This window comes from Kribbella orskensis (assembly GCF_004342085.1).
Lineage (GTDB): Bacteria > Actinomycetota > Actinomycetes > Propionibacteriales > Kribbellaceae > Kribbella > Kribbella orskensis.
The window spans coordinates 65,240-77,235 of the sequence record NZ_SLWM01000017.1; the positions used below are offsets into that span (position 1 = coordinate 65,240).

An 11,996-nucleotide genomic window follows, 5' to 3' on the forward strand; every position below is an offset into this window, starting at 1 on the left:
AGCGGAGCTGCTGTGCGGGTGATCCTGGCCGAGGACTCGACCCTTTTGCGCGTGGGCCTTGCCCGGCTGCTTGTCGAGGAGAACCACGAGGTGCTCGCGGCGGTCGGCGATGGCGATTCCCTGGTGCAAGCTGTCGAAGCCGCCGCCGAAGCGAACCTGCCCGACGTCATCGTGGTCGACGTACGGATGCCGCCGACGCACACCGACGAAGGCATCCGCGCCGCGTTGACGATCCGTTCCCGCTGGCCGTCGGTGGGCGTTCTCGTGTTGTCGCAGTACGTCGAGAAGGCGTACGCGACCGAGCTGATCACCTCGGAGCAGGACGGCGTCGGCTATCTGCTGAAGGACCGGGTGATGCGGGTCGAGGAGTTCCTCGCCGCGCTGGAACGCGTCGGCGCCGGCGGTGTCGCCTTCGACCCGGACATGGTCCGCCAACTGCTCGCGCGCACCACTCACACCGACCCACTGAGCCAGCTCACCAAGCGGGAGCAGGAGGTCCTCGCCGCGATGGCCGAAGGTCACACCAACCCGAGCATCGCCGAGCAACTCTTCATCTCGCAGAGTGCCGTCGAGAAACACATCAACTCGATCTTCGACAAGTTCGCCCTCAACCACGTCACCGGCTACAGCCGCCGCGTCCTGGCCATCCTCCGCTACCTCGGCACCTGAGTCCCAATCCCTGAGGAAGGCCCGGGGTCAGGAGGAGGTGGGGTGGAGGGTGGGCAGGCCGGGGCCGGAGAGCCGGGGGTGGGCTGGGGTGGGGCGGTTGGACAGGAGGAGGAGCAGGGCGGAGATGGGGCCGCGAGTCTCGGGGCCTTGGCCGGCGATCCAGGCGATGTCGGTGGCGACCAGGCGAACCCCGGCCAGGCGTTTGCGGGCTTTGAAGGGGAAGGACTTCGTCCAGATCCGGTCTGCCGCGGCTCGGGCTGCCTCGGGTGGCATCTCGCGGCGGCGGCCGAGGGGGATGGCAATGTCCTGGCCGTGGATCAGTACGTCGAGCAGGGGATCCGCCGGCGTCGTACCGAGTGGGTGGCGGCGCGATCCGGCGTACTGGTGGTACTGCGCGATGATCTGCTCGGGTGAGTGCGTCGCGGCCGCGCGCTGGCCTTCCTCGAGGATGAGCCGGTTGAAGTCCCCTCGGTACCGGATCAGGCCGGCCACCACGGGCCAGGCCCGGGCTTGGGGCGAGGAGATCACGTGCGCGGCGACCGCCTGGACGGTCCACCCCGAGCACAGGGAGGGCGTCGTCCACTCGGTGGCGCTCAGCCCCGACAGGAATTCGGCGAGACTCGCGCGCTCGGAGTCGACGTACCGCCAGATCTGCTCAACTTCCATCATGGCCCCCGGATATCCGTGACGATCTAGTAAGCCTCTCTAACTATATTAGACAGCTTCTCTGACTACCGGTCAAGATGGGGAGGTGCCGGACGACCTGAATCTCGGATTGCTGCTCTTCATCCCGTACCGCGCGCTGGAGAACCGGGTGTTCGATGCTCTCGCGGCGGCCGGGTTCGACGACTTCACCCCCGCCCAGGCGCGGATCTTCCAGCGGATCGGCCAGGACGGCACCCGGCTGACCGAACTCGCCGAACAGGCCCGGGTGACCAAACAGACAGCCGGTTTCCTCGTCGATCAACTCGAGCGCTCCGGCTACGTCCGCCGCGTCCCGGACCCGACTGACGCCCGGGCCCGCCTGGTCCAGATCGCTGAGCGAGGACATCGGACGATGCCCGTCGCCGACGCGGTCGTCGCCGAGGTCGAAGCCGAATGGACCGCCCACCTCGGGGCCGCCCAAGCCGCCCAGCTCCGCAAAGCCCTGATCTCCTTGCGAGAGATCACAGACCCGTACGCCTAGTCGCACCAGCAGGTGAACAGGATGGGTCGCGAGGAGCCCAGGCGGTTATATTCCTGGTATGGCAACTACGTTCGAGGTGCTCGCCGAGCCGCGGCGGCGGGAGATCCTCGACCTGCTGCGCGGAGGTGAGCGGCCGGTCGGGGAACTGGTCGAGCAACTCGCGCTCAGTCAGCCGGCCGTGTCCAAGCACCTGAAGGTACTGCGCGACGCCGGGCTGGTCGACGTACGCCAGGACGCCCAGCGCCGTTGGTATCGCCTCCGGCCGGCGCCTCTCGTCGAGATCGACGCCTGGCTGGAGCCGTACCGCGATCTATGGCGCGACCGCCTGGATGCGCTCGAATCCCACCTCGACCGGATGAGCGACGACCAGTGACTCCTGAAGAACAGCGCGCCCGCCGATGGTGGGTACGGGGCCGCCGGGTCGGCTCGGTGCAGCGAGCCGGCAAGTTCGTCGAGGACGTCGGCTTCGCGCTGCTCTTCCCGGCACCGCGGCCGATCGGCCCGTCCTTGTGGGAGGCCGTCGCCGGGGAGGATGACGAGCCGTTCGGCACCGGCATGGGCGAGAACGAGCAGAAGGTCTGGGGCTGGAAGGACGAACTCCCCCGCCGCGGACTGGCCTGGTACGGCGCCTACCTCGGCGGGCGTGGCTCATTCCTCTCCCCCGCACTCCTAGCCGTCCTCTATCCAGGAGCGGGCGAACTCGACGACCACGAGGAACTGGAGTTGTCGCCGGCAGCGCACGAGATCGCCGAGGCACTGGCGGTAGAGCGGCTCTCGAGTGCTGCCCTGCGCTCCCTGCTCGGCGACCGCAACAGGTACCAGCGGGCGATCACTGAACTGCAGCGCAACCTGCTCGTCACCACGGCAGGCGTCGAGGAGTCCAGCAACGGGTGGCCGGCTGCGCTCCTGACGCTGACCTGCGAGCAGTTCGACGTCGGCGGCCGCCGCGATCACAGCCAGGCGGCCGCGCGGTACCTCGACACGATGCTCGACACCTCCCCGGCCGAACTGGCCCGGGCCTTCCGCTGGTCCACACCCAAGGCCCGCGAGCTCCTCGACGAACTGGTCGGCACCGACCGCGCGACCACCGACGGTCGCCGCTACCAACCGCGCACCGCCTGACGCGCCGGGCCGGAGTGCGGAGCCAGGCGCGTCAGGGAATCAACGGACCGTCAACGGAGTCAGCGGATCTCGGCGAGGTCGAAGACGTTGCCTTCCGGGTCGGCGAGGGTGACCCAGTGCGCGCCGTACTCGTCGTACTCGCCGACCCGCTTGGCGCCCAGCCCGACGATCCGGTCCACCTCGGCGGCCCAGTCGGCGGTCGCGAGGTCGAGGTGCAGCCGGTTCTTGCCGGCCCGCTCCTCCGGCACCTGGATGAACATCAGCGCCGGTCCGCCGCCCGCCTTGTTCACGGTGGCGAAGAACTCGTTGCCGTCAGCATCGACCTGCTGGGACATCACCTGGGCCCAGAAGCCGGCCAGCGCGGCGGCGTCGGCGCAGTCGAAGGTGACGTGCTCGAGGGTGATGGGCATGGGGAATCAACCTTTCAGAGTGGGAATCCGCTGGATCGGCCAGCAGATCTCGGTACGGAAGTCGTCGGGCCTGGCGTTGTCGCCCGGGCCCACGACGTACAGCTCGCGGATCGGCCCGGGCGCGATCTCGCAGTACTCCGCGACGTGGCTGCCGAGGGCGCCATAGGTGCGGTCGAAGTCGGTGAACGGCCCTTCGTGCACGGTCACCGCGAAGAAGGAGGCCGGCAGGTCGATCAGTCCGACCCGCTCGATCGCCGGGGAGTCCGGCGCCACCGGCAGGAACCCGACCACCTCGCCGACATCCTCGGTGAAGAACTCGTCGCTGTACGTCGCTCCCGCGGTGGCCGTGATCCCGTGCGTGCCGGCGATCTCGCCGAGCAGGCCGAAGGTGGTCTCGCACCACTCGTCGATCCGCGTTCTCTCCACCCGATCGGACAGGGAGTACGCGCGGAAGGCGGGCACGAACCGGTACTCGACGGTGAAGTCCGAGATCGGCAGTGTGAGCATCGACCGGAGCGAGGCGACCACCTCGCGGGTGCGGACGAGTTCCTGTTCCATCTGGTCCAGATGCTGCCGCAGCGCCTGGTCCCGGGACGCGACGTCCGGCGCCTCGACCACCGAGCGGACCTGGGCCAGCGGCATCTGCAGATCCCGGAGCCGGCGGATCAGCTGCGCGGTCGGGACCTGGGTGGTCTCGTATCGCCGGTACCCGGAGGACGGGTCGATCCGGGCCGGCGCGAGCAGGCCGATCTCGTGATAGTGGTGCAGCGTTTTCACGCTCAGATGCGTGAGCCGGGAGAACTCACCGATGGTCACCGACGCGGTCATGACCAAAGCCTCCACCCTCCGGCCACCGGAGGGTCAAACCCCACCCCCCGAAAACCCGCGGCCGGCAGCACGAACACCCGCGCCCGGCCGCCGTTCGCGGTACCAGGGGTACAAACGGATCGACCGCCACCGGGGGCGCGGTGACGGTCGATCCGGAGGTGTCCCCGTGCGGACACCCGGTCAGTGGGTGGTCAGGCGTTCCACTTCTGGTTCGCGGCGCCCGTGCAGGACCAGATCTGCAGCGGTGTGCCGTTCGCGGAGTTGTTGCCGGTGACATCGAGACACTTGTTCGCCTGTGGATTCACCAGATCCCGTCCACTCGTATAGGTCCATTGCTGGGCAGCGGTGCCGTTGCACGAATACAGCTGCACCTTGGCGCCGTCGGCGGTCGAACCGGCGCTGACGTCGAGGCATTTGCCGAGCGCGCGGACGGTACCGTCACCGGGCCGTGTCCACTGCTGCGCCGCAGTACCGTTGCAGTCGTACAGGTCGACCACGGTGCCGTCGGCGGTGTTCGCTCCGGCGACGTCGACGCACTTGCCGGCCAGACCGGTGATCTGGCCACTGCCGCCCCCGCCACCACCGCTCTGGGTGCCGGACCAGGTGAAGGTCGCCGAGGTCTTGGTGGGCAGCGGCGTGTAGACGAAGGACTGGTTACCCCAGTTCACCCGCACGGACTGCGAACCACCGGTGGTGTTGTAGGCGATCAGTGCCTTCGACCCGTCCGGGTTCTTCCAGGCCACGTTCTTCACCGAGTTGTTCGCGTCGGACTGGATCCGCGCCGCACCCGGCTTCACGAACTTGGTCAGGTGTCCCATCGTGTAGTACTCGACGGTCTTGTCGACCTGGCCGGCCCGGGCCCCACCGCGCTGGATGGTGACGAGGCCGGTGCACACGTTGCACCCGGCACCGACGTACGGAAGCATGTCCTGGTCCTGGCCGAGGCTCCACTTGACCCAGGACTTGCTCCAGTTCCGGGTGTAGTCGATCAGGTTGTTCATGTCCTCGGTCTGCTGGTTCGCGATCCAGGTGCCGCCGGAGTGCTCGGTCATGTAGTGGTTCACGGCCGGGTACTGGTTGTGCACCGTCGTCTGCAGGTTCACGTCACCGCCGTACCCGTGCCACGCGATACCGCCGAACAGCGGGTCGTTGCGCAGCCCGGCATCCGCGAGCGGAACGGAGCCGAGGTCGTTGTAGTTGCCCCAGTTGTAGTCGAGGATCAGCACCTTCGTGGTGATGCCGGCCGCCCGGAAGGCCGGGATCAGGTGGTTCTTGGTGAAGTTCAGCAGCCCGGCGCCGTTCCAGTTCATCGACGCGTAGCCGGTGTCGTCCGTACCGCAGCAGGTCGGCTCGTTCTGCACCGACACGTAGTCGATCTTCAGCCCCTGCGCCGCGTTCTGCTGGACGTACTTCACGAAGTACTGCGCGTAGAGCGGGTAGTACTCCGCCTTGAGCCAGCCGCGGTTGGTGAACTTGTTGTTGTCCTTCATCCAGGCCGGAGCGCTCCACGGCGCGCCCTTGACCTTGAGCGCCGGATTCAACTGCTTCGCCTGCTTGGTCAGCGGGACCACGTCCGCCAGGTCATGGTTGATGCTGAAATCGTTCAGGTCGCAGCAGGTGTCGTCGTAGGAGTAGTTGAACCGGGCCAGGTCCGAGGCCCCCATCGGGTTGCGGGTGAAGGCCAGACCGATGCCGTTCACCGGGTCGAACAGGTCCTTCATCACCTGGTTGCGGGTCGCCGCGGTGATCGTGTTGCTGCTGTTCAGCAGCCAGGCGGCGCTGTCGGTGAAGGAGGCGCCACCACCCTCGAACGTCTGGTACGTCGTGTTCTCGTTGACGTTGACGGTCTGGTTCGCGCTGCCGCCGGCCGGGCCGAAGTTGACCGGGGCCTGCTGCTGCAGCCCGCGCGTCACGTTCCGGCCGCCGGCGTCGTTCGTGGTGGTCAGCCAGACGTTCACCTGCTCATCCGCGGCGTGCGCGGGCTGCGAGGTGCCGATGCTCAGACCGGTCGCGGTCACGCACAGGGTAGCGAGCCCTGCCAGGGCAGGAATAAGGCGTCGGCGGCGAGTGCCGCGGCGTGAGGTCCCGTTCGGGGGCATGGCGGAATCTCCCTTTTGCTCAAGGGCTTTCACAGGGCGGATGGGACCCCCGGGTGTCGGCGTCTGCCCGCGCCGCAACTGGTGGTCACCATGAGGTAACCATCGGTACAGGGCGGTGTCAACGCCATAACGAGACTTTTTTCACGACTTATATTTATGCCTGGTCTTGACGTGGGAGCGTTCTCACACCAAGCTGCGTGCCAGCGATTCCCTGTCTCGTTCCAGTCCCGCCCCCGCCCCCACGGCCGGACTATCGACCGTCCGGCCGAACGAGAAATGAGGCACGCATGAGGTTCCAGCGTCCCCGATTCCGAACCACCGCCCTGCTCGCGGCCGGCGCCGCACTGCTCGGCACCGCTCTGCTCCAATCCTCCGCCACCGCCGGTACGACGGCCCTCGGTACTGCGGCCCCCGAATCCGCTCGCGCGGGTGTTCCGATGGCCGCCGCGGCGGTGGGTCCGACCATCTGGGAGGACAACTTCGACGGCCCGTCCGGGCAGGCGCCGGACTCCAGCAAGTGGCGCTACGACATCGGTGGCTCCGGCTGGGGCAACGACGAGCGGCAGTACTACACCAACAGCACCCGCAACGCCGCCAAGGACGGCGCCGGAAACCTGGTGATCACGGCGCGCCAGGAGAGCGGCGGCTTCACCTGCCACTACGGCCCCTGCCAGTACACGTCGGCCCGGCTGCTCACCGCCCAGACCTTCACCCAGACGTACGGACGCTTCGAGGCGCGGATCAAGATCCCCGGGACCCAAGGGGTCTGGCCCGCCTTCTGGATGCTCGGCGGCGGCAACTGGCCGAACGACGGCGAGATCGACATCATGGAGAACATCGGCAGGGAGCCGAACATCGTGCACGGCACCATCCACGGCCCGGGCTACTCCGGCGCCGGCGGGATCGGCGCGGCGTACAACTCGCCCAACGGACAGCCGTTCAGGAACGGGTTCCACACCTACACGGTCGACTGGGAGCCGAACTCGATCACCTGGTACGTCGACGGAGTCCAGTACCAGCGGCGTACTCCGGCCGATCTCGGCGGCAGGACCTGGGTCTACAACCACCCGTTCTTCATGATCATGAACGTGGCGGTGGGCGGCTACTGGCCGGGCTACCCCGACGGCAGCACGCAGATGCCGCAGACGATGACGGTCGACTACGTCCGGGTCAGCAGCCTCAGCGGAGGCGGCGGCGGTGGCGGCCAGATCACGGCGCTCGGCAAGTGCATGGATGTCGCCGCCGCGAACTCGGCCGACGGTACGCCGGTCCAGCTGTACGACTGCAACGGCTCCGGCGCCCAGCAGTGGACCCGTCCGGGTGACGGCACGATCCGTGCCCTCGGCAAGTGCCTGGACGTCGCCGGAGGCGGAACCGCCGACGGCACCAAGCTCCAGATAGCCACCTGCAGCGGCAACCCGGCCCAGCAATGGACCTACACGGGCGCCCACGACCTGGTGAACCCACAGGCGAACAAGTGCCTCGACGTCCCGTCCGGCAACCCCGCCAACGGCAACCGCCTACAGATCTGGACCTGCAACGGCACCCCTGCCCAGAAGTGGACCATCTAGCCCTCCCAGCACCCCAACCCGCTCGCGCTCCTCTCGGGGGTCAACCCCCGAGAGGAGGGGTTGCCCCTTCAGAGGGAGGGAGGGAGGGTCAGGGGGTGCGGTGGGTTTGGATCAGGTTGGTGTAGGTCTTGCCGCTGGTCTTCATCACTCGGGTACCGGTGGGGTAGTCGACGTACGCGAGGCCGAAGCGGGGGGCGTAACCGTAGGCCCACTCGAAGTTGTCCATCAGGGACCAGGCGAAGTAGCCGGCCAGCGGGGCGCCCTGTTCGACGGCGCGGACGCAGGCGGCCAGGTGGCCTTCCAGGTAGGCGGTCCGGTTCGGGTCTTCGACGATGAAGGACGCGTCGGGTGAGTCGACCCACGCGGAGCCGTTCTCGGTGATGTAGATCTTCTCGGCGCCGTACTCCTTGGCCAGCCGGAGGATCAGCTCCTCGAGACCGGCCGGGTGGACCTCCCAGTCGAGCATCGTGTGCTCGGGGTTCGGGCCCTCGACCTGGCTGAATCCCAGCACAGGAACGGATTCGTCGGCCTTGATGAGCTGGCGGAAGTAGTAGTTCAGCCCGACGAAGTCCGTCGGCGCCGCGATGATCTCGGCGTCACCCGGCTGCTCGGGGAGCTCCACGCCGTACACCTCGGTCATGTCCGCCGGGAAGCCGCGACCGAACAGCGGGTCGAGCCACCAGCGGTTGATGTGCCCGTCGGCGATCTGCGATGCGCGGATGTCGGCGGCGCTGGCGCTAGCCGGCTCGCATGGGCTGAGGTTCACGACGAGCCCGACCGACGGTGGTTCCGGCGCGGACTCGCGCAGCGCGGCGACCCCGAGACCGTGTGCCAGCATCAGGTTGTACGACGCGCGCACCGCGATCGCGGGATCTTTGATGCCCGGCGCCATCCGCCCTTCCCAGTGGCCGATCCAGGCCGAGCACAACGGCTCGTTCAGAGTCACCCAGTCGCGGACCCGGTCGCCGAGCTTCGCGCCGACGACTCCCGCGTACTCCGCGAACCGGTACGCCGTGTCGCGGTTCTCCCAGCCGCCGAGATCCTGCAGCGTCTGCGGCAGATCCCAGTGGTACAAGGTGACGAAGGGTTTGATGCCCTCGGCAAGCAGATCGTCGACCATCCGGTCGTAGTAGTTCCAGGCCGGGCGGGTTCACGGCGCCGGAGCCGGTGGGGATCACCCGCGGCCAGGCGATCGAGAAGCGGTACGCGTCCACCCCGAGCTGCTTCAGCAGGGCGAGATCCTCCGGCCAGCGGCGGTACGAGTCGCACGCGACGTCACCCGTGTCGCCGTTGTCGATCGCGCCGGGCACCCGGCAGAACGTGTCCCAGATCGACGGCAACCGGCCGTCGGCGTCGATCGCGCCTTCGATCTGGTACGCCGAGGTGGCGGTACCCCAGACGAAGTCCTGCCGGAGCGGGGAGAGCTCGACCATCGGTGACCCCCAAGGGGTAGAGGTAGGTTTTTTCAAAGGATAGTTGAAGTCCTGAACCCGCAGAAGCAGACGGCCGCGTTCCGGAACGAAGCGGCCGTCTTGAGCGGTGGCGTCAGCGGGTTCGGGCTACCAGGCCTGGTTCGCGCGGGGTGGCGCCGCCTTCGCGGAGAAGGCGGAGCACCGGCAGGGTGGCGGCGCCCATCGCCACGGCGTCCCGGCCGAGCTCACACAGCTCGATCGAGACCTGAGCGTACGGCTGACGGAGCGCGTGCTTGCCGACGGCCTCGCGGAGTTGCAGGAGGTATCGCTCCCCCAGCAACAGCCCGGACCAGCCGCCGAGCACGATCCGCTCCGGGTTGAAGAGGTTCACCAGGTTGGCGAAACCCGCGCCGAGGTACCCGATGGTGTCCTCGACCACCTTGGCCGCGACCTCCGACGTACCGACCGAGTCGAGCAGGCCGATGAAGGCTGCCTCCTCGTCGCCACCCGGTGCGGGCTGTCCGCCGTTGGCGAGCTGGAACCGCTCGAGCACGCCCTCGGCACCGACGTACGCCTCGAGGCATCCTTCGGCGCCACACCTGCACTTGCGACCGCCGTACACGATCGTCGTGTGGCCCCACTCGCCGGCGCTGCTGCGGGTGCCGCGGTAGCTGGATCCACCGGTGACAAGGGCCGCGCCGACGCCGGAGCCGACCAGCGCCACCACGGCATCGGTCGCACCGCGGCCGGCGCCGAACCACATCTCGGCCTGGCCGAGGGTGTTCGCACCGTTGTCGACCTGGATCGGGATGTCGGTCCCGGCGGCGAGCATCGCACCCACCGGTACGGCGTCCCAGCCGAGCGTCTGCGCGTGGACGATCGCATCCGCGGGCCCCTCGACAACACCTGCGACGGCGACACCCATGCCGAGGACCTGTCCCGGCGAGATCCCGACCTCGCCTATCACAGCGTTGAGGCCTTGCAGCACGTACTTCACGGCCAGCTCGGGAGCAGGCTTCGCCGTCTCGATCGGGTAGACCGCCGTCGCGAGCACCTTCATCGCGAGGTCGAAAAGCTCAACGCGGACGCGGGTCTCTCCCACCTCCGCACCGACGACGTACCCGAAGGTCGGGGCGACGCGCAGCAGCACGCGCGGCCGGCCGCCGTCGGACTCGACCGACCCGGCTTCCTCGACGACACCCTCATCCAGCAGTTCGCCGACCAGGTTGCTCACGCTCGCGGCGCTCAAGGAGGTCTGGTGGCCCAGTTCGTAGCGGCTGAGCGGCCCGTCGCGGTAGATGCTGGTCAGGATCACGGAGCGGTTGGACCGGCGCATGTCGCGCACTGTGGTCCGACGTACATCCATCTCGTGTGACCCCGCCCTTGAAAGTGCCGCCGACAGCTCGTGCGGACCGCTGAAATCGATCCCGCATCTCGAAGTCCATCATGCACCAGGACCGGACTGGAAGGGCTGGAGCACACCAGCGCGGCGGACTTCCTACAAATCGTGAACTTAGGTCTGTTTCGTTATCTCACCGTGATTGACGTGACCTGACTCACTCCGCTTCACTCTACGGAACCGCTTCCGAAACCGGTTCCGAACCTCCCGTTCACACACCGGCAACAGAAGTCCCGCCCACGCCCCGACCGCCCGAGGGGAGCTGAAGTGTCGATCACCATCGCCGACGTCGCGGCCCGAGCCGGAGTCAGCAAGACCACCGTCTCGCGAGTCCTCAACGGCAAGGGCGAGCTCGACCTGCGCACCGCCGAGCGGGTCCGCCAGGTGATCGCGGAGCTCGGCTACGTGCCCAGCGCCCGCGCCGTCGGCCTCGCTCGTGGCCGGACGCGGATCGTCGGGATGCTGGTCCCCTCGCTCACCTGGCCCTGGATGGGCGAGGTGCTGCAGGGCGCGGTGGACGTGGTCGAGTCCGAGGGCTACGGCCTGCTGCTGTTCACCTGCAACCGGGGTGAGGAATCCATGCAGCAGTTCGCCTCCCAGGTCTCGGCCCAGTCCTTCGACGGCCTGCTGGTGATCGAGCCGGAAGGCACGCTCGCCTACATCGAGCAACTGCACGCCCGCGGATTGCCCGTCGTACTGATCGACGACCGGGCCAAGCAGCCCCTGTTCCCGTCCGTCGCCACCACCAACCGGGCCGGCGGCGCGGCCGCGGCCCAGCACCTGCTGGAGCTCGGCCGGCACCGGCCGCTGGTGATCACCGGCGTGGGCTGGTTCGGCTGCACCCACGAACGCCTGGACGGTTTCCGCGACACTTATGCGGCGGCCGGCATCGAGCTGGACCCACGGCTCGTCTTCGAAGGCGACTTCACCCACGACTGCGGCCGCCGAGGCGTCCAGCAGGCACTCGACGCAGGCCTGAAGTTCGACTCGATCTTCGCGCACAACGACCTGTCCGCCGGCGGTGCCATCCAGGCCGTCCGCGAGACCGGCCGGAACGTGCCGAACGACGTGTCGGTGGTCGGCTTCGACGACATCCCCTACGCCCAGCACACCGAACCGCCGTTGACCACGGTGCATCAGCCGATGCGCCAGATGGGTCAGGCCGCGGCCCGGATGCTGATGGGCTACTTCGGCGGCCGGCCGCTGCCCGAGGAACCCAAAGTGCTGCCCACAACGCTGATCGTCCGCAGCTCAACCGCCCCCGCGCCCGCCCGCCCAGCTCAGCACACCTAGGACCCCG

At 68.2% G+C, this 11,996-nt stretch carries 12 protein-coding genes and 1 pseudogene; 6 read left to right on the forward strand and 7 right to left on the reverse strand.

Annotated features, from left to right (window positions below; all coding sequences use genetic code 11):
- Nucleotides 1–12: 12 nt before the first annotated feature.
- Nucleotides 13–669, forward strand: a complete 657-nt coding sequence (locus EV644_RS32430; RefSeq protein ID WP_132193167.1) for a response regulator transcription factor — start codon at nt 13–15, stop codon at nt 667–669.
- 27 nt (nt 670–696) lie between these two features.
- Here the strand turns inward: EV644_RS32430 and EV644_RS32435 are convergent, their stop codons facing one another.
- Nucleotides 697–1,338, reverse strand: a complete 642-nt coding sequence (locus EV644_RS32435) for a maleylpyruvate isomerase family mycothiol-dependent enzyme (protein ID WP_241999083.1) — start codon at nt 1,336–1,338, stop codon at nt 697–699.
- Between the two features lie 82 nt (nt 1,339–1,420).
- On the opposite strand from EV644_RS32435, the gene EV644_RS32440 reads away from it, so the two are divergent.
- From EV644_RS32440 to EV644_RS32450, 3 genes are read left to right on the forward strand one after another with little or no spacing between them, the layout of a single operon-like run.
- Entirely contained in the window at nt 1,421–1,855 is a 435-nt protein-coding gene (locus tag EV644_RS32440; RefSeq protein WP_132193169.1) for a MarR family winged helix-turn-helix transcriptional regulator, read from the forward strand.
- Nucleotides 1,856–1,913: 58 nt separating this feature from the next.
- Nucleotides 1,914–2,228: an ArsR/SmtB family transcription factor gene (locus tag EV644_RS32445; protein ID WP_132193171.1), complete on the forward strand. Its 315-nt coding sequence runs from the start codon at nt 1,914–1,916 to the stop codon at nt 2,226–2,228.
- On the forward strand, nt 2,225–2,977 hold the full coding sequence (locus EV644_RS32450; protein WP_132193173.1) for an AlkZ-related protein: 753 nt from the start codon (nt 2,225–2,227) through the stop codon (nt 2,975–2,977). The genes EV644_RS32445 and EV644_RS32450 overlap by 4 nt, the downstream gene beginning before the upstream one ends.
- Before the next feature lie 59 nt (nt 2,978–3,036).
- Here EV644_RS32450 and EV644_RS32455 read toward each other — a convergent pair whose 3' ends face one another.
- The 3 genes from EV644_RS32455 to EV644_RS32465 all read right to left on the reverse strand — a co-directional run bounded on the left by EV644_RS32455 (nt 3,037) and on the right by EV644_RS32465 (nt 6,233).
- Nucleotides 3,037–3,387, reverse strand: coding sequence for a VOC family protein (locus EV644_RS32455; RefSeq protein ID WP_132193175.1), 351 nt, complete (start codon nt 3,385–3,387; stop codon nt 3,037–3,039).
- Between the two features lie 6 nt (nt 3,388–3,393).
- Complete coding sequence (locus EV644_RS32460) at nt 3,394–4,215, reverse strand: MerR family transcriptional regulator (RefSeq protein WP_132193177.1); 822 nt, start codon at nt 4,213–4,215, stop codon at nt 3,394–3,396.
- Nucleotides 4,216–4,406: 191 nt separating this feature from the next.
- Complete coding sequence (locus tag EV644_RS32465; protein ID WP_241999085.1) at nt 4,407–6,233, reverse strand: ricin-type beta-trefoil lectin domain protein; 1,827 nt, start codon at nt 6,231–6,233, stop codon at nt 4,407–4,409.
- 368 nt (nt 6,234–6,601) lie between these two features.
- Between EV644_RS32465 and EV644_RS32470 the strand changes: the two genes are divergently transcribed.
- Nucleotides 6,602–7,885 (forward strand): glycoside hydrolase family 16 protein, encoded by a 1,284-nt coding sequence (locus EV644_RS32470; protein WP_132193181.1) that lies wholly within the window; start codon nt 6,602–6,604, stop codon nt 7,883–7,885.
- A gap of 88 nt (nt 7,886–7,973) precedes the next feature.
- Here the strand turns inward: EV644_RS32470 and EV644_RS32475 are convergent, their stop codons facing one another.
- The 3 genes and pseudogenes from EV644_RS32475 to EV644_RS32480 form a co-directional block, all read right to left on the reverse strand.
- Complete coding sequence (locus EV644_RS32475) at nt 7,974–9,005, reverse strand: family 1 glycosylhydrolase (RefSeq protein WP_241999087.1); 1,032 nt, start codon at nt 9,003–9,005, stop codon at nt 7,974–7,976.
- Nucleotides 9,006–9,078: 73 nt separating this feature from the next.
- Nucleotides 9,079–9,318, reverse strand: a pseudogene (locus EV644_RS46730) (family 1 glycosylhydrolase); the annotation flags it as partial.
- Between the two features lie 112 nt (nt 9,319–9,430).
- Nucleotides 9,431–10,633, reverse strand: a complete 1,203-nt coding sequence (locus EV644_RS32480; protein ID WP_241999089.1) for an ROK family transcriptional regulator — start codon at nt 10,631–10,633, stop codon at nt 9,431–9,433.
- A gap of 330 nt (nt 10,634–10,963) precedes the next feature.
- Between EV644_RS32480 and EV644_RS32485 the strand changes: the two genes are divergently transcribed.
- The gene (locus tag EV644_RS32485; RefSeq protein WP_132193185.1) at nt 10,964–11,989 is read left to right on the forward strand and encodes a LacI family DNA-binding transcriptional regulator; all 1,026 of its coding nucleotides are present in this window, start codon (nt 10,964–10,966) and stop codon (nt 11,987–11,989) included.
- Nucleotides 11,990–11,996 lie beyond the last annotated feature (7 nt).